Source organism: Ihuprevotella massiliensis (assembly GCA_900095835.1).
GTDB classification, from domain to species: domain Bacteria; phylum Bacteroidota; class Bacteroidia; order Bacteroidales; family Bacteroidaceae; genus Alloprevotella; species Alloprevotella massiliensis.
On the sequence record LT608321.1, the window covers coordinates 1,625,549 to 1,644,552 of the forward strand.

A 19,004-nucleotide genomic window follows, 5' to 3' on the forward strand; every position below is an offset into this window, starting at 1 on the left:
TGACGTTCATAGCCATAAAAAGCCGCATCAAAACCCGATGGTTCTGACGCGGCTTCGCATCTATGATTATCAATGAAGGCAGAGCAAGAAAGGTTTCTTCAAGACAATGCGGGGATAACCCTGCTTCTCTAAGACTTCTTCTGCTCGCTTTCGAGAAAATTATCGCTTTAAACGAGAATTCTTTTCTGTTTCTTGGAGAGGGTATGGCACATAGTTCATATTATCATTCCAAGCTCCGCTCACAGGCACAGCTTCCGTGGCAGTAAAACCAGGTGCCACTTCGATAGGTTGGTTAGCCACACGGCTTGCGAAGGTGTTTTTGAGATCATTCATGCGAAGTTGGTCGGCACGACGAGTCACCATAGACACCCAGTGTCCTGCGATTTCCCATCCATGTTCTTCGTAAGCAGCCTGTGCCAACTGGTCTGCCGTCATGGCATCAATGTTCACGCCATGCACCTTGTCCACTTCTCCAGCTTCCACAGCGCGTTGGCGCACCAACTTCAAGCACTCTTTAGCGAGAGAGAGGTCAGCCTTGCCAGCGCGAGCAGCACTTTCGGCATACCACAACAACACTTCTGCGTAGCGAATCACGCGGTGACGGCGACCATTGAGCATACCTCTCCACTTCTTAGCAGAATAGTCATAGGGAGCCAGCATTTGTCCGCCCTTACCATCGTCGTTCACGGTGAAGAGAGAGAACATGGGGTGATATTCGGGCACCACTGCATTCTTCTTACCCTCAGCGATAGACTTGCCATCTGTGGTCGCCCACCAATCGTAGAGCTTACCATCTTTCAAGAGCTTAGGATCATAAGTAGCAGCCTTACGAGGACCATCGGGCATACGCTTCCAAAAAGCAATTTCACCCCATGCGTCGCCCCAACCTCCAAGACTTTCAAAAAGCATCGTACTGGTGAGTTGAGAGTCATGGCTCCAAGAGCGGTTGGGAGAGTTGTTGATACCGAGAATCGTTTCGAGGCTGTAATTGTTGCCCATAGAGTGGATTTCCTTCCATTCTGCTTCGAGCTTCGTGTTATACTTACCCGCCTTTTGACCTTGAATCACAGCTTCAGCAGCCTCAGCAGCCTTAGCATAATACTCAGTACCCTTATTGAGAGGATAACCTGCCATAGCCATGTAAACAGCAGCGAGAGTAGATTTCACAGCTTGTTGAGTCACATACACATCTGCTCCAAACATTTGGCGAGGTTCGCCCTTGTAGGTAGCAGGAAGGTTGTAGCTATCTGCCTTCATCAAGTCAGCGAGAATCTGTTCATAAACCTTCTCCACAGAGGAAAGTTCAGCGGTGCCGTGGTCATCTTCGTTGTGAAGATTGATGGGGAGTGGACCAAACACGCGCACGAGGTAGAAGTAAGCATAAGCACGCCAGAAATAGGCTTGTCCCAAAGCGACCTCGAGTTCTGCCTTTGAAGTGGGAGTGCGCTGCGCATTATCAATGATGAAGTTGGCTTCGTGGATGATGTCATAGTGCTTGTTCCAAGCAGCCACCACACCCTTGTTGTCAGCCGAGGGAGAAAAGGCATCCAACTGCGCACAAGCCTGCTTGTTAGAACCAGGGTTGGCAGTGATGTCATCGCCCTGCCATTGGGGATACATCATGTTAGTGTAAGACTGTGAGTCGGTGACTTTGGTGAAGAGCGACACCAAGCTCATGTTGAGCTCATCTTGCGAAGTGAAATATCCACCAGGCACGAGTTTACCCTTAGGGTCTTCGTTGAGAAAATCAGAGCAAGCTGTGGTGCCGAAGAGGGAAGCGGCAAAGAGAGCCGCAAGAAATATCTTGGATTTCATGAGAAATATCGATTAGTAGGATGTAACATGTGCGAGATGCTAGGCAGTCATCTCCCTTAGAAAGTGAAGCGTGCGCCAAGCGTGAAGGTGCGAGGTGCGGGATATCCGCCCATGTCTACACCGTTTTCGTAGTCATGATTGCCGAAGGAGAAACCAGCAGGGTCAGCTCCCTTATATCCAGTGATGGTGAAGAGATTTTGCACACCAAAGGAAAGGCGAACATCGGCAAACTTCGTTTGTTGCTTCGTCAAGTTGTAAGCCAAGCTGATGTTTTCCAAACGGAGATAGTCAGCATTTTCAATCCACTTGCTAGAGTTACCATAGTTTTGGTTGCCCACAGCATCAAGACGAGGCATCGTCACACCCATATTCTTCACATAGTCAGCATCGGTGACGAAAGCAGATGCACCAGGCATTGCATTCATCAAGAAGCGAGCAATGTTGAGGCGTTGTGCACCAAAGGCAGCGTTGAAGAACGCATTGAGTTCCCATTGCTTGTAGCGCAAACTATTGTTCCATCCGAGGGTGAAGTCAGGGTTGGCCTTACCTAAGACACGGCGGTCACCAGCATCCAACTTACCATTGTTGTTGAAGTCGGTGTACTTGTCCTTACCATCCTTGTCGATGCCTTCCCACACATATCCATAGAATGTGCCCACAGCTTCGCCTTCTTTCACGATGCTCACAGCGTCCACCGTACCTGCTGCTGGCGAGTTACCATAGAGGATGGGTTCTTCGGAAGTGAGTTTCACCACCTTATTCTTGTTGTACGAACCATTGAGAGTAGAAGTCCATTGGAAATCATTAGTTTGTACGATGCGAGCGGTGAGGGAGAGGTCTACACCCGTGTTGGTGATTTCACCAGCATTCACCCAGTAGCGCAAACCACCCACATAGTGTGACTGTGAGCGTTGGAGAAGCGCGTCATAAGTGTGCTTAGCAAAGAAGTCTACACCGAGTTCGATGCGATTGTTCCAGAAGCTCACATCAAGACCGAGGTCAAATTGGTGTGTCTTTTCCCAAGTCAAATCAGGAGTAGGCACAGAAGAAGGACTATATCCTGTGAATTCGCTCTTGCCACCGAAGTTGAAGCCCATCACAGAGAGCAAACCGAGGGTGGAGTAAGGACTGATGTTTTGGTTACCAATCACACCATAGCTAGCACGGAGCTTCATGTTGTTGACCACGCTACGCATGGGCTTCATGAACTCCTCGTTGGTCACTGACCAAGCGGCTGCGATAGAGGGGAAATAGCCCCACTTGTTTTTGGAGAAGCGGCTAGAACCGTCGGCACGGAACGTTGCGGTGAGCATGTAGCGGTCGGCATAGTTGTACATCACACGACCCACTCCAGAGAGCAGAGCATAAGCTGAGTAATTGTTATTCTCATCGCGCACTGCTGCATTCTTCACATCCCAGTATTCCACTGCGTCTGTCTTGAGCTGCTGACCAGAAATCTGCATCATGCGTGTTTCGCTCTTCGTAGCTTCATACACTGCAGTAGCCACCAAACTATGATCGCCCCACTTGTGGTTGTAGGTGAGGTTATTGGTACTCTGAAGCATGAGATGGAAATTGTCGCTATTGTGCATCGAGGTCTTACCGAAACTCAACACTCTAGGCGAGAATCCATAGCCTTTTCGGTCGTGATAGTCAGCACTGTTGGTGGTAGTGAAAGTGAGTCCGTCCACGATGTTGAACTTCAATTCGAAGCGACCATTCACCATGTGACCCATCATGTTGTTTTTCACTGCTGTCAACACTGCATAGGGGTTTTCAGCAGAGATACTGTTGTAGGGGTCGCGCTTAAACTTGATGCCGTCTGCCTCATACATATCCATAGAGGGTGAATAGTTGAGCGCGCGCACCAATGGATTTTCAAGGCTCATGCCAAACATGCCACTACCCTTTCCTTCATTGCGAGCAGCTTGCACGTCAGCAGTAAGTTCGAGCCAAGGATATACTTGCGTGTGCACATTCACCTTCGTGCTATAGCGTTGGAATTCAGTGCCAACCACCACACCGGTGTTCTTCAGGTAGTTTGCAGACACATAGAGCTGAGTGTCTTTGCTACCCTTGCTCAATGAGAGTTTATAGTCTTCTGTCTGACCTGTGCGCAATACCATATCGAGCCAGTCCACACCAGGCTTAGTGCCATCGAGGAAGGGCTTCAAATCGGCAGGAGCATTGCCATTAAACTTATACTTAGTGAGCAGTTCTGCATATTCCTTCGTACCCATCACCTTGGGCATGTGGGTAGCGTGTGACCAACCGTGTGACACATCAAGCACCACTTGGGTTTGTCCTGCCTTACCGCTCTTTGTAGTGATCAATACCACACCGTTTGCACCACGGCTACCATAGATAGCTGTGGAAGAAGCATCCTTGAGCACTTGCATGTTTTGGATGTCTTCAGGGTTGATACCATCCAAACCTGATTCGCGCACCACACCATCTACCACGTAGAGAGGTTCGTTGCTGTTGTGGATAGAGCCTGTACCGCGCACACGCACTTTCACACCACCGCCAGGAATACCGCTACCGATGACTTGCACACCGCTCACACGACCTTGCAAAGCATCGCTCACACGAGTAATAGGTTGATCTTTGAACGCCTTAGAGTCCATCACCGATACAGAACCAGCCAAATCGGCCTTACGCACGGTACCATAACCGATGACCACAGCTTCATTGAAACTGGTATCCATCAGTTTGAGGGTAACATCGAGCTTACCTTCTGTTGCCACCACGTGTTGACGCTCATAGCCAATGAAAGAGAATTGAAGTGAACTGCCTGCAGCCACTTTGATGGAATAACGACCTTGTGCATCGGTCACCACTGCATGACGGGTACCAGGCACAGTCACAGAGACACCGGACAATTTTTCGCCTTCATCGCTCATCACCGTACCCGTGACGGTCACTTGCTTCTTGGCTTGTTGCACAGTCACACTTGAAGGTGCTGTGGAAGACGTGGGCGCAGCTGCCATCGTGCTGAGAGCAGCAAAGAATCCTAAAGTAAGGGGCAACGCACGTTGCGCCATGTGCTTGTACCAAAGAGGTACAAACGAATCGGAGAGATGGAACTTGTTGTTCATGTTCGATTGGTTAGGAGGATAGGTATTAGTATAGAACGGTCAAGTGGATTGCGGATGCCGCTGTTTTCTGGTATTGTTTTCAAAGGCAATCTCTCTTGGCAGGTCTAAATATTTCATGGGTTTGGTCGCAAATATAGCAAAAAGCACTAAAATAGCAAAGTGAACATAGCAAAATCTATCAAATTTTCTTTCGTAAAATGCGAAAATGGAGTAAACAAGTCAACAAGCCCTTACTATATATGGGTCGAAAGAGGGCAAAAGAGTGAAAAATCCACGAAAAAGCGACAAAACTTTTTTCTTTTAAGCCCATTTGCTATCTCAACTTCTCAGAATTATCAAATTCACGCTGAAAATAATCTCTAAGAAAAGGGCTAAATAAATTACTAATCATTATATTTAAAAGATAGCTCTGAAATAGAAAACATAGTCACAACACAAGACGACCTCTATAAAGCTGAAATCTTGATTAGATGTACCCCTAAACGGGTACATATCATCAGAACGTGTACCCAAAAACGCCAAAACGGGTACATATCATCAGAACGTGTACCCAAAAATGCCAAAATGGGTACATATCATCAGAACTGTATCTTCAAAGAAATTTTGAAAATTCTGATGACCCAAGGATGAAAAAGCAATAATACGAAATAGCATCCTCCTCAGACGAGGAAGAACAAGTTCAAATACACCTCTGATTTCTGGCTCTCGCGTGCGCGTATCACGCGCGCACATTACAGGGATTTTGCACTTTTTGCTTTCACAACCTTCACACAAGGGGATTGTTTCATCGCAATTCTAAGACGAAAAAAACAAGGAGATAAAAGAAAAAACGTCGGAGATTTCTTAGAAAAAGTCCAACGTTTTTCGGAAAATCTCCCACGTTTTTGTAGAAAGGTCCGAGAAGTCTTTTTAGGGCTCCGAATTTATCGAAATAGCTCTGCGGAATCTTTGAAATCATCAAAATCATTGAAATCATTGAAATCATCGAAATTCTCTCGGATAGTTTAGACTTTATGCGCTAAAGATGGTAATCAATATATTTTTACATTATCATCTTTAGGAGAGCGATTTTCCCCTTTCACGAGGTTTTTTTTCCCAGAATTTCGTGCAGTGGTCACCACTCTGTAAAAGAGTGTTTATAAATAGTCGATAATCCACTATTTACGAGCGTCTTACAAAGAAAAGTGTGAAGGTTGTGAAAGCAAAAAGTGCAAAAGTGCAGGGTGCGCGCGCGTACGTACGCGCGAGAAGAAGGATTTCACAGCTATTTACAAGTCATGCAGTAACCTTGCGAGAGGATGTCCAGAAATCTCGAAAGAAAGAGGGTAAAAATGATGGTGAAAAAACTTAACTCCGTGAATAGACAATAGGATAGTAAAAAGAAGAAATTAAAGAGAAGGATGTAATAGCTAGAAGAAAGGAAGGACGGGACAAGAATGTGAAGAAGGTAGGGAAAGTAGGGAAAGTAGGAAAAAGAAAAATCGCCCCATCATCGACTAACGATGATGGGGCAATGCACATAAGGATATGAAAGGCGAGGGATGCCTAACCACGAATCATGGTGAGGAGCATCTTGAAACGCTGCACTGCTTGGAGGGCATGAGGCACACCAGCAGGCATGATGAGCATTTCGCCAGCCTTGGGATGATGCACCACACCACCCACGGTGATTTCTGCTTCACCATCGAGGATGGTCACTGTGGCGTCAAATGGAGCTGTGTGCTCAGAAAGTCCTTGACCAGCATCGAAGGCAAAGAGCGTGAGTGTACCGGCATTGTTGCGGAGGATTTCGCGAGAAACGACACTACCCTCTGCATATTCCACGGTGTTGGCAGGTGAAAACACCACGCCTTTTTCAAAAGTGTTCATAATCTAGTTTTGTTTTAGGAGTGTTGAATGATATCTTATTTTTGTCGAGAAGCAAGGAATCGGCGAGCAGCTTCAGCTGCAACGAGCAGACCACCTGCACTCATGATTACATCTTTGATAACAAGGCGACCAGCACCAGAAAGCATGGGGAAACCATGGCTACCGACGAAGTAGGGAAGACCTTCGTGAGGATAGGTGTTGCCATCAGCAAGATTGGGCACCCAGCATTCGGGAGTGGTGACCAAGAAGGAGAGTGTGACGATACTCATACCAAAGGTGAGCAATCCACCAAGCATGCCCAAACGAGGTGACCAGATGCCGAGGAGCACGAGGGTACCAATGGTGCAAATCATGAGTCCCAGACCAATGGAGAATGCATAAGTGCCATTCTCTTGGTGCCATTTAATGTTCTCCACAATCACTTCACCTTCTTTGTTCTTGTGGAGGTTGTATTCTTTGACTTCTTTACCGTTTTTAGGGTTGATGGCAGTCTTAGAAGAATTGTTGTAGAGGAAACTCATAAAAGGGCTATTGCTCACAAAGGGTACGATGCCATCAGCTTCATATTGGCACACTTTGAGTCCGCCAATCCAAGCCATAACGAGGAAGATGGCGATGCGGAGGTAGGTGTAGAAATGACGCTCGAGCGAAAGTAGAATACGCGATGCGAAATCAAATAAGGCATTGATAGTAGCCATAGTACAAATATAGTTTTAGTGGGTTGAAAAAATAGTTAGGGTGCAATCGCCCCTTGGGAAAATGGTTTGTATTTAAGTGAGCTTTGTTGCGACAAGCCCTTGCAAACGTTGTGTTAGTTCGTTTGCATTGTCCGTATGCTAAAGCTAAGGAAGTAGTAGTTGGCTGAAAATCGCATCGAAAGCGATACAAAAATACAAATTTGTAGCACTCCCAGCAAGTTTTATATTGATTTTCATCGGTGCATTAGCAAAATAAAGTACCTTTGCAGTATTAAGGTCAACAAAATATACAGCTCATGAATCGCATATTCTCTTTTCTCCTCTTTATTTTCTGCACGGTGGCTACTCCTATGGTAGCACAAAGCACCACAACAGATGCTATCACTTCTCCCAATGCAGCACGTTATGGTAGTGTGAGTCGTTCTGCCATCTTGGAGCAACTGCCAGAAATCAAGCAAGCTCGCACCCAGCTCGACAGTCTTCGTGCTAAGTATGAGCGTGAAGCGCGCTACAATGAGGAGTCTTTCCGCCGTCAATTTTCGGAATATCTCCAAATCCAACGCAATCTCCCAGAAGCTATTTTGCTGAAGCGTCAAGGAGATTTGCAAACTTCTATGGAACGTGGTTTGGCATTCCGTAAACAAGCTGAAGAATTGTTGCGTAAAGCAGAACGCGACCTCATGCAACCTATTGAAGACAAGGTGGATGCAGCCATCCGTGTGGTAGGTGCTGAGCGCAAATATGATTTTATCTTCGATGCAGATTTGAAGGCTTTGCCTTATCTCAATCCTGCACTCTGCGAAGATGCTACTGCCTTTGTGAAAGAAAAATTAGAGATTAGACGTTAGGGATTAGAGGTTAGACGTTAGAAGCTCTAGAAAGACTAGAGAATCTAGAAAAACTAGAATAGCAGAATCTCTAACTCCTAACCTCTAACCTCTAACTTCTAATTTCTAATGTCTAATCTCTAACGTCTAACCTCGTGATTGGAGTATTCGACTCAGGATATGGTGGTCTGTCGATATTGCGACAGGTGCGCCAACTCTTGCCCCAATATGATTATCTCTATTTGGGCGATAATGCACGAGCTCCTTATGGTTCGCGCTCCTTCGATGTGGTCTATCGCTACACCCTAGAGGCAGTGCGCGAACTCTTCAATCGCGGTTGTGAACTCGTGATCCTTGCTTGTAATACCGCTTCGGCAAAAGCATTGCGTTCCATACAGCAAAATGACCTTCCTACCCTTGCTCCCGACAAACGAGTGCTAGGCGTCATACGCCCCACCGTGGAAGCTCTAGGCGATATCACCCATTCGCGACACGTGGGCATCATGGCGACTCAAGGCACCATTCGCTCTCGTAGCTACGATTTGGAGATTGAAAAGTTCTTCCCCGATGTCAAGGTCACAGGACTAGCTTGTCCCATGTGGGTGCCGTTGGTGGAATATGGCGAATTTGACAGCCCTGGTGCGGACTATTTCGTGAAGAAACGCATCGACGAAATCCTCCGCATCGATCCCGACATCGACACCCTAGTGCTTGGATGCACGCACTACCCTCTTCTGCTCCCTGCTATCCTTCGCCACGTGCCGCGCGGCATCACCGTGGTGCCACAAGGGGACTACGTGGCACATTCACTGTGCGACTACTTGCAGCGACATCCAGAGATGGAAACACGACTGACGAAAAACGGCGCCGTAGAATTTCTCACTACAGAAGAGCCCAACAAGTTTCGCGAAAGTGCCACCATCTTTATGCCCGACACTGACGTAAAAGTGGAACAAATCACATTGTAGTGCTCAAAGCCACCACGATTTTTACCACGAGTTCCTACACACTAATGCTCCCTCCTGCGGAGATAGGGAAAGAAATGAACGTGCAGGAAACAAAGACATCAAGACATTAATCCTCATAAGGATATAACCCTAAACGTCTAACATCATGCCCAAAAAGACGAAAAGTCGCCTCACCAAGAAAGAGGTGCACAACAAACTTCTGGTACTCTTCGAGAACAGCCAAGGTCAACAACTCGAAGTGAAAACCATCTTCAGCATGGTGGGTGCCCTCACCCATCCTGCCAAAATGCTCGTGCTTGATGTGCTCAAAGAACTCGTGTTGGACGATTTCCTCTCCACCGATCAGAAAGGGAACTATCGTCATGCAGAGCGCGCGGCACAACTCATCGAGGGTACGTTCCGCCGCAAGCGCAATGGGCACAATGTCTTTGTGCCTAGTGATGGGGGTAAGGATATCCTCGTGACGGAACTTAATGCTCACCACGCTCTCGATGGCGACTTGGTGCGCGTGTCGATGGTGGCACGTCGTCGCAGCCACACACGCGAAGCTGAAGTAGTGGAAATCATTCGTCGCGCCAAAGACACCTTCGTGGGACGTCTTCATGTGGAGCACGACCGCTATGGTTTCTTGCTTACTGAACGACAAATCGGTGCTGACATCTTTATCCCTGGCGACTTGCTCCATGGTGGAAAAACGGGCGACAAAGCGATTGTGAAAATCGTGGATTGGCCCGAAGACACTAAGAGCCCTCGTGGTGAAGTGGTGGATGTGCTTGGACAAGAGGGCGAAAACGACACCGAGATGCACGCTATTTTGGCAGAGTATGGACTGCCCTACACCTATCCCGAAAACGTGGAACGTGCGGCAGACAAACTCCATCCTGGTATTACCGAGGAGGAAATCGCCAAACGTGAAGATTTTCGCCAAATCCCGACCTTTACCATCGACCCTCGCGATGCAAAAGACTTTGACGATGCACTGTCTATCCGCCGTCTCACAGACGACACGTGGGAGGTGGGTGTGCATATTGCTGACGTGAGCCATTATGTGCTCGAAGATAGCGTGATTGACCAGGAAGCCTTGAGCCGTGCCACGAGTGTTTACTTGGTGGACCGCACTATTCCGATGCTTCCCGAACGCTTGTGCAACTACATCTGTTCGTTGCGTCCTAACGAAGAGAAACTGGCTTATTCTGTGATTTTCGAGATGAACAACGAAGCGGACGTGTTGCGCGCAGAAGTGGCAAAGACGGTGATTTGCAGCGACCGCCGTTTCACCTACGAAGAAGCACAAACCATCATTGAACGCAATGGGCAAGCCTCTCCCGATGATTTGGCATTGCCTGGTGAACACCCTGCTGTGGATGGTTCTAAAGAAAATCCACAAGGAGAATGGGCTATGGAGGTGCTCCAGCTCGATCACCTCGCGAAGCAACTACGCGCCAAGCGTTTCAAGGGAGGTTCTATCGGATTTGACCGCCCCGAAGTGCGCTTTGAAATTGACGAAAAGGGACACCCAACTTCCACTTATGTGAAGATAGCCAAGGATGCCAACAAACTCGTGGAGGAATTTATGCTCCTCGCCAACCGCACTGTGGCTGAAAAGGTGGCTATCGTGCCGAAGGGAAAGCAACCCAAGGTGTTGCCTTATCGTATCCACGATGTGCCCGATGCTGAGAAGATGGAAAAACTCCGTGGTTTCGTGTCGAAGTTTGGCTACAAGATGCGCACCGAGGGTTCTAAGACGGACGTTTCTAAAAGTCTGAACAATCTGCTCGCGGAAGTGAAAGGCAAGAAGGAAGAACATGTGGTGGAGATGGTGGCACTGCGTGCGATGATGAAAGCGCGCTATTCGGTGCACAACATTGGTCACTATGGTCTGATGTTCCGCTACTATACCCACTTCACTTCGCCCATTCGTCGTTATCCCGACTTGATGGTACATCGCCTTCTCGCAAAATATGCTGAGGGGGGACGCTCTGTCAGTGCGAAAAAATATGAAGAACTCTGTGAGCACTGCTCCGAGCGCGAATTGGTGGCTGCCACTGCTGAGCGCGCGAGCATCAAATACAAACAGACAGAATTCATGGCAGACCGCATCGGACAAGAGTTTGATGGCGTCATCTCTGGAGTGACCGAGTTTGGTATCTACGTGGAAGACACTCTCTCTAAGTGCGAAGGCATGGTGCCTCTGCGTGATTTGTCGAGCGACTACTACGAATTTGACGAAGATAACTATCGCTTGGTGGGTCGTCGCACACGAAGAGTCTACAATCTGGGCGACAAGGTGCGCTTCCGTGTGGAACACGCCAATCTGGAACGCCGACAACTGGACTTCTCTATCATTGAGGAAGACAGCTTGATCACCTACGACAGTCAGTCAGGCGCAGCGCGCAGTGTGCTGCACAACCAGCGTGGTTTGACTCCCGAGCGTTTTGGTAAGAAAAAGGCGAACAAGCGCGCGAAATCTTCTGGCAAGTCTGCTTCGGCTAAGGCATCTAGTAAAGGCAAGAAAGCAGCGAAGAAGGGTAAAAAAGCCAAGAAACGCAAATAGTCACCTCGCTTGTCTGGTCTAACAAAAGAAACAATCCCCCACAAATCAACAAGGATTTGTGGGGGATTGTCATGGAAGAGAAATGGATTATCCTAAAGACTCAGGAGAAGAGAGCGGAACAAGTTGGCAACCTTCGAGAGAAATTTGTAGGAGTTGAAGAGGAGCGTCAGGAGTTTGTTGTTTTCCTAGAGTCACAGCCACGTGTCCCATGGTGCGGCGCAGGTTGATTTCCACACAAGGATGGATGCCTGTGGGAGTGATGAGCAAGTCTACTCCGAGGGGACCCACATAGCGTGCTCGCAACCAGCGCGAAAGTAATTGTGCTAGAGTGGATTGTAAGTGGTGTAAGAGTTGGAGAAGCTCTGTTTCGGCAATGTCCCACTCCATTGCGTGAGGAGCCATCCAACGACAGAGTTCGCGTTCCATCACGACAGGATGCGCCACAAGATTTCCCAAATATGCTCCACCCGGTGCTGCGTGGAAGAGAGAAAGTCCATCATATTCCACGGTTCCATCAGGAAGAGCGTGATATTCAAAGGCAAAATTCCCCAACACCTCGTGGAGAGATTGCACCTCGATGCCCCCTTGCTGCTGTAAAATCTTTTGCACACGAGCTTCTGCCACTGGATCTAGCGTGCCTTTAATGGGAAATACGCCACGTCCGCTGCTGCTCCACGGACTTTTCAACATGGCGCGACCCTCCAACGGCTCAAGAGCAGCTGTGACTTCCTCCATAGAACGACAAAAGGTGCTACTAAAAGGAGTAGTTCCTCTACGAGTTTGGAGAAGATGTTCGCTATCTTTTGCTAACAACTCGGAGACATTGACACGACTACTCAAATGGCGGATTTCACAAAGTTGCTCAGCAGTGGGCAATAAGGTTTCAGGAGCTTCCAGACGTTGGAAGATTTCCACTACATGATTGTCCCATCCCCATGGATCAATGTGGTGGATTTGCGACCAATCAGGAGGAACTAAGTCTTTCACGCGTCCCGACTCGGGCAATTGCAAACATTCATCGTCTTCCTCACCCCAAATGCGGGGTAATTCCGCCAAAGCATGTGCCAGTTTTCGTCCAGCTAAGCTAGGAGAATAGTACTGAACATTGGCAGCCAGTGCTTCGTCGTGCCAAGGATTGAAAAGATGAAGGGTGTGAGACATGAAGGGTGGACGGAAGAGAAAAGGAGCTTAGAGGAAAGATTTCCCATAATCAGAAGTCAAAATGCGTTCGGCGCAAGCATATCCTTCTTCATAAAGAGCTTGCAATCGGTCGGTGCGCGTGCCAAAACGATCTACTTCTAGAGGATGTTCGGGGCAAATAATAAGCGCTCGCCCAGACTCTTCCAAACGCTCCACGAGTTCTATCTTATCGTTGTACACCTCTTTGATATGCGAGAGAGCCACACGAAGACGAGGATACTTCTTGTAAACAAAACTTGGCATGCGAATATCGCTACCTTCATCGCGATAGCCTCGATTGTGGGTGAGGACTACCACGTTGTGCGAAAAGCCTTGAGCAACTGCGTGTTCGATGGGGATGGGGTCGGTGATACCACCATCGAGCATAGGCACTCCATCAACTTTTGCAATGGGTGCCACGAAAGGTAAGGAACTGGAGGCTTTGCAAAGGTTGAGGAGCCGATCGCTATCGGAAGTTTCTCGGTGATATTCAGCGCGACCGGTGAGACAATTGGTCGTGACAATCTCAAAGTGCATGGGATTGGCAAAACAGGTGTCGTAGTCGAAGGGGAGAATCTCATTGACCATGCGGTCGTAAAGGATTTCTTGATCGAAAATAGAGTGCGTTTTCCACAGATGTTTCCAACTGATATACTGGTACTTCTCGAGCATATCAATCGAAACTTTGCGCGCGCGGTCACGCTGCTGACTCAGATAGGACATACCGTGGCAAGCACCAGCGGAAACACCAATGCCATAAGGGAAGATGATGCCCGCATCGAGCATATAGTCGAGGACGCCTGCGGTGAAGACTCCGCGCATGCCACCGCCTTCTAAAACCAATCCTGTCTGTGCCATAACTCTATATTTTCAAATCTTCGACAAATTCAGCTGTTTCTACCGTTGCCTTACAACATCTGTCGTTGATGTATATTAAAATTTGTGCAAAGGTACACGATTATCACGGAATCAACCCCCTATTCGCGCGAAAAAGCGTATATTTGCGGAAATAATTTATTCTAAATTCTGCGCTTATGCTCTTTTCAACCGCCACATACTCGGAACGCCGTAGCCGTTTGCGCCAATTGGTGGGCAGCGGAGTCATCGTGCTCTTGGGCAATAATGATAGCCCCTGCAACTTCCCCAATAACCCTTACAAGTTTCGTCAAGATAGCTCTTTCCTCTATTTCACGGGTCAACATCGTGATGGATTGGCGCTTGTGATAGACTGCGAAAGCGGTGCTGAAACCTTGGTGGGTAATGACATCGACATTGACGATGTGATTTGGACTGGTCCTGTGCCTTCTGTGGCAGACATGGCAGCAGAAAGCGGCATTACACACACAGCTCCCATGGGTGCGCTGCAAAGCGTGTTTGAACAAGCCAAAGCACAAGGAAGAAAGGTGCATTTCCTCCCTCCTTATCGCCACGACTTGATGATCCAACTCATGGATCTCACTGGACTCCATCCCAACCAACAACGCGCTGCAGCTAGTCAAACGCTGATTGATGCCGTGGTGAAGCTCCGCAACATCAAGAGTGCGGAAGAAGTGGCAGAACTCGAACGTGCAGCAGCCATTGGCTATGAGATGCACACTACAGCTATGCGCATGGCTGTGCAAAAGGGCGTGACGGAAGCTCAGATTGCGGGTGCTCTCGACGGCATCGCCGCTGCCTTGGGTAGTCAAGTATCCTTCCCCAGCATCGTTTCTATGCATGGCGAAGTGCTCCATGGCTTCCCCTCACAAGCTGTTTTAGGTGGCGATCGTCTGCTCTTGGTAGATGCAGGCTGCGAAACGCGTGAACACTACTGCTCAGACCACACTCGCACTACCCCAGTGACTGGAAAGTTCACCCAACGTCAACGCGACATCTACGACATCGTGGTAGACTGTCATGACTTGGCACTCGATGTGGCAAAGCCTGGTGTACGCTATTTGGATGTGCACCTTGCTGTGTGCCGTTTGATGACAGAACGTCTCAAAGCTCTCGGATTGATGAAGGGGGATGTGGACGAAGCTGTGGCAGCTGGTGCGCATGCCTTGTTCCTACCCCACGGACTGGGACACGCTATGGGCATGGATGTGCACGACATGGAAGCTTTAGGACAAGCTCATGTGGGTTACGATGCCGTGACTCGCCCCTCTACACAGTTTGGACTCGCTAGCTTGCGCTTCGGGCGCGAACTCGAAGTGGGTCACGTGGTGACTGACGAACCTGGCATCTACTTTATCCCTGACCTCATTGACCTCTGGCGCAAAGAAGGTACCAACGCGCAATTCCTCAATTTCGACGAAATCGAAAAATTCAAGGATTTTGGTGGCATCCGCATCGAAGACGATGTGCTCATCACCGAAACCGGTTGCCGATTCTTAGGCGAAAAACTCGTGCCTTACCACGCTAAGGATGTAGAAGCCTTCTTGGCACAGTAAGATAGATGCAGTAATCGTGGAATAGTAAGCTATATTAAGGCACTATGAGTAGTAGCAATAGCGCTACAAATAGTGAAATTACGCTATATAAATGCCTTATATCAACAATAATAGAGCCACAGAAATACTGACACAATAGGATTTTCCAACCCTCGGAGCATCCTCACATTACAATCGTAATTTATAAACTCTCAATAACAGACTAATGAAGAAATTCTTTACCCTCGCCCTCGCTGGTTTTGCCTTGGCAGGTGCAGTACAAGCTGCCCCCAAGAAGAAAGATCTTCCCAAGGACACCCTCGTATTCACTACCGTTGTTGCCAATCCAGTGACAAGCATCAAAAACCAAAACAACTCTGGTACTTGCTGGGCTTACTCCTCTTTGGCATTCCTCGAAAGCGAAGCGTTGAAGAAGAATCCTCAACTCAAGCCTGCAGATGTCGATCTCAGCGAATCTTTTGTAGTATCTCACACTTACATGGATCGTGCAGACCGCAATGTACGCACTCACGGTGATGCTAGTTTCTCACAGGGTGGTTCTTTCTATGACGTAATCTACGCCATGGAGCACTATGGTCTTACCCCCGAAGGCACTATGCCCTACCCTAACCTCCCCTATGGTGATAGCCTCTTCAACTTCCGCCAATTTTGGCCCGGTCTCGAAGCTTTCGTGAAGAGCGTTTCTACCGACAAAGACAAGAAGACAATCAACCCCATTTGGAAGAAGACTGTTCAACAAATGCTCGATGGCTACTTCGGAGAATATCCTAAGACTTTCAAGGTGGCTGGCAAGGAATACACTCCCCAATCTTACGTTAAGGATTACCTCAAACTCGATCCTGCTGACTATGTGAGCTTGGCTTCTTTCACCCACGTGCCTTTCTACAAGACTTTCATCATCGAAGTACAAGACAACTGGCGTTGGGCTCCTAGCTATAACCTCCCCATCAACGAATTGATGGAAGTGATGGAAAGCGCTGTGCGCAATGGATATACCTTTGCTTGGGGTGCTGACGTGAGCGAAGACGGTTTCTCTCGCCGCACTGGCAAGAACCGTTGCGTAGCCACTGTGCCTAACACGAAGTCAAGCGCTGGCGTAGGTAGCGACCAATCTCGCTGGACAGGCGAAAAAGCTGGTGCACAAATTAATGCAGCAGACGGACAAGGCGAAATGACCATCACGCAAGAAATGCGTCAAAAGGGCTATGACACTTGGGAAACTACTGATGACCACGGCATGCAAATCTACGGTCTTGCCAAAGACCAACACGGCAAAGAATACTTCATGATGAAGAACTCTTGGGGTGAATACGGTCCTTACAAGGGTTTCTGGTATATCTCTAAGCCTTATGCAGCTTACAAGACGATGAACATCGTGATCAACAAGAATGCTATCCCTGCTGCCATCCGCACTAAGCTCGGCATCTAATTAGCAAAACTGAGCATCATTCAAACATCCTCCAAACCCACCGTTTGGAGTGAGCTAATGTTGCAATCGATGCACCTTAGAAATTCGTTGAATACTGCTCAAAATCAGGATGTATATATCCTTTGCGATATAGAATAATCCATATAAATCTCCCAAACTCACCAAGGCAAAAAAGTGAGGTTTGGGAGATTTTTTGTATATACAATCGATAAAAAAAGAAGGATAATCTTCAAAATGCAGAAAAACAACATATAATAGAAAGAAAAAGCCATAGAATGTTGGTAGCACACAAAAGTTTTTCGTATTTTTGTGTCGCATAGACCGAAGTTGTGCGTCCTTTCTCACGAAAGGCTCACCACATCACAGCCACAAAACCGCGCCAATGCAATGAGCGCACATACCTGAAAGACGCCACGACTGCCACTTATGCACTTCCCTCTAGGAAACAAATATATCTATTCTATTTAATATCTATCACAATGGCATTAGATCTTACCCAGCATGGTATTTTCGGTACTACCGAAATCGTGCACAACCCTTCTTACGAACAACTTTTCGAAGAAGAAACTAAGGCTACCCTTGAAGGTTATGAAAAAGGTCAAGTAACCGAACTCGGCGCTGTAAACGTGATGACTGGTGTTTACACTGGTCGCTCACCTAAGGACAAGTTCATCGTTGTTGACGAAAACTCTAAGGACACTGTATGGTGGACTTCTGAAGAGTACAAGAACGACAACCACCCCATGACTGAAGAGGCTTGGAACGTGGTGAAGGATCTTGCCAAGAAGGAACTTTCTAACAAGCGTCTTTTCGTTGTTGACGGTTTCTGCGGTGCTAACAAGGACACTCGTCTTGCTGTTCGCTTCATCGTTGAAGTAGCTTGGCAAGCACACTTCGTGACCAACATGTTCATCAAGCCCAGCGCTGAAGAACTCGCTAACTTCACTCCTGACTTCGTGGTGTACAACGCTTCTAAGGCTAAGGTAGAAAACTACAAAGAACTCGGTCTCAACTCTGAAACTGTTGTAGCTTTCAACATCACTAGCAAGGAACAAGTTATCCTCAACACTTGGTACGGTGGTGAAATGAAGAAGGGTATGTTCTCTATGATGAACTACTACCTCCCCCTCCGCGGCATCGCTGCTATGCACTGCTCTGCTAACACCGACCTCAACGGCGAAAACACTGCTGTGTTCTTCGGTCTTTCTGGTACTGGTAAGACTACCCTCTCTACCGATCCTAAGCGTCTTCTCATCGGTGACGACGAACACGGTTGGGACGACAACGGTGTCTTCAACTTCGAAGGTGGTTGCTACGCTAAGGTTATCAACCTCGACAAGGAAAGCGAACCCGACATCTACGCTGCTATCAAGCGCAACGCTCTCCTCGAAAACGTTATCGTTGACGCTAACGGCAAGATCGACTTCGCTGATAAGACTGCGACTGAAAACACTCGCGTAACTTATCCTATCGATCACATCAAGAACATCGTACGCCCTGTTTCTGCTGCTCCTGCTGCTAAGAACGTCATCTTCCTTTCTGCTGACGCATTCGGTGTATTGCCTCCCGTTTCTATCCTCGACGCTAACCAAACTCAGTACTACTTCCTCTCTGGCTTCACTGCTAAACTCGCAGGTACAGAGCGCGGTATCACTGAGCCTACTCCCACTTTCTCTGCATGCTTCGGTCAGGCGTTCCTCGAACTCCACCCCACTAAGTATGCTCAAGAGCTCGTGAAGAAGATGGAAGCTAACGGTTCTAAGGCATATCTCGTGAACACTGGTTGGAACGGTACTGGCAAGCGTATCTCTATTAAGGATACTCGCGGTATCATCGACGGCATCCTCTCTGGTGCTATCCTCTCTGCTCCTACCAAGAAGCTCCCCATCTTCAACTTCGAAATCCCAACTGAACTCGAAGGTGTGGCTACTGAAATCCTCGATCCTCGCGACACTTACGCTGACGCTGCTCAGTGGGAAGAAAAGGCTAAGGATCTTGCTGGCCGCTTCGTGAAGAACTTCACTAAGTACACCACCAACGAAGCTGGTAAGGCTCTCGTTGCTGCTGGTCCTCAGCTCTAATAGACTATCTTTAGTCTCCAAAAGCCTCATGGCGCATTTCACCTCGGTGGGATG

12 protein-coding genes are annotated in these 19,004 nt (G+C 48.0%); 6 read left to right on the forward strand and 6 right to left on the reverse strand.

All coding sequences use genetic code 11. From position 1 onward, the window contains the following. Nucleotides 1-159: 159 nt before the first annotated feature. The 4 genes from BQ2633_RS06695 to BQ2633_RS06715 form a co-directional block, all read right to left on the reverse strand. The gene (locus BQ2633_RS06695; protein WP_075565947.1) at nucleotides 160-1,815 is read right to left on the reverse strand and encodes a RagB/SusD family nutrient uptake outer membrane protein; all 1,656 of its coding nucleotides are present in this window, start codon (nucleotides 1,813-1,815) and stop codon (nucleotides 160-162) included. 56 nt (nucleotides 1,816-1,871) lie between these two features. Further along, on the reverse strand, nucleotides 1,872-4,913 hold the full coding sequence (locus tag BQ2633_RS06700; RefSeq protein WP_075565949.1) for a SusC/RagA family TonB-linked outer membrane protein: 3,042 nt from the start codon (nucleotides 4,911-4,913) through the stop codon (nucleotides 1,872-1,874). A gap of 1,545 nt (nucleotides 4,914-6,458) precedes the next feature. Beyond that, nucleotides 6,459-6,782, reverse strand: a complete 324-nt coding sequence (locus BQ2633_RS06710; protein ID WP_009436917.1) for a cupin domain-containing protein — start codon at nucleotides 6,780-6,782, stop codon at nucleotides 6,459-6,461. A 35-nt stretch (nucleotides 6,783-6,817) separates the two neighbouring features. Beyond that, nucleotides 6,818-7,480 (reverse strand): DUF417 family protein, encoded by a 663-nt coding sequence (locus BQ2633_RS06715; RefSeq protein ID WP_075565953.1) that lies wholly within the window; start codon nucleotides 7,478-7,480, stop codon nucleotides 6,818-6,820. A 296-nt stretch (nucleotides 7,481-7,776) separates the two neighbouring features. On the opposite strand from BQ2633_RS06715, the gene BQ2633_RS06720 reads away from it, so the two are divergent. The 3 genes from BQ2633_RS06720 (at nucleotide 7,777) to rnr (ending at nucleotide 11,829) form a co-directional block, all read left to right on the forward strand. Continuing rightward, entirely contained in the window at nucleotides 7,777-8,328 is a 552-nt protein-coding gene (locus BQ2633_RS06720; RefSeq protein WP_075565955.1) for an OmpH/Skp family outer membrane protein, read from the forward strand. Nucleotides 8,329-8,462: 134 nt separating this feature from the next. After that, nucleotides 8,463-9,275 carry a glutamate racemase gene (gene murI, locus BQ2633_RS06725; protein ID WP_075565956.1) on the forward strand — a complete coding sequence of 271 codons (813 nt, stop codon included), beginning with the start codon at nucleotides 8,463-8,465 and terminating at the stop codon, nucleotides 9,273-9,275. 145 nt (nucleotides 9,276-9,420) lie between these two features. Further along, a complete protein-coding gene (rnr, locus tag BQ2633_RS06730; RefSeq protein ID WP_075565957.1) occupies nucleotides 9,421-11,829 on the forward strand; it encodes a ribonuclease R in 2,409 nt (802 codons plus the stop codon). Between the two features lie 87 nt (nucleotides 11,830-11,916). Here the strand turns inward: rnr and BQ2633_RS06735 are convergent, their stop codons facing one another. Beyond that, nucleotides 11,917-12,990 carry a hypothetical protein gene (locus tag BQ2633_RS06735; RefSeq protein ID WP_075565959.1) on the reverse strand — a complete coding sequence of 358 codons (1,074 nt, stop codon included), beginning with the start codon at nucleotides 12,988-12,990 and terminating at the stop codon, nucleotides 11,917-11,919. 27 nt (nucleotides 12,991-13,017) lie between these two features. Then, a complete protein-coding gene (locus BQ2633_RS06740; RefSeq protein WP_075565961.1) occupies nucleotides 13,018-13,866 on the reverse strand; it encodes a patatin-like phospholipase family protein in 849 nt (282 codons plus the stop codon). Between the two features lie 176 nt (nucleotides 13,867-14,042). Between BQ2633_RS06740 and BQ2633_RS06745 the strand changes: the two genes are divergently transcribed. The 3 genes from BQ2633_RS06745 to pckA all read left to right on the forward strand — a co-directional run bounded on the left by BQ2633_RS06745 (nucleotide 14,043) and on the right by pckA (nucleotide 18,950). Continuing rightward, a complete protein-coding gene (locus BQ2633_RS06745; RefSeq protein WP_075565963.1) occupies nucleotides 14,043-15,440 on the forward strand; it encodes an aminopeptidase P family protein in 1,398 nt (465 codons plus the stop codon). A gap of 205 nt (nucleotides 15,441-15,645) precedes the next feature. Further along, complete coding sequence (locus BQ2633_RS06750; protein ID WP_075565965.1) at nucleotides 15,646-16,869, forward strand: C1 family peptidase; 1,224 nt, start codon at nucleotides 15,646-15,648, stop codon at nucleotides 16,867-16,869. A 479-nt stretch (nucleotides 16,870-17,348) separates the two neighbouring features. Beyond that, nucleotides 17,349-18,950 (forward strand): phosphoenolpyruvate carboxykinase (ATP), encoded by a 1,602-nt coding sequence (pckA, locus tag BQ2633_RS06755; protein ID WP_075565967.1) that lies wholly within the window; start codon nucleotides 17,349-17,351, stop codon nucleotides 18,948-18,950. Nucleotides 18,951-19,004: the final 54 nt, after the last annotated feature.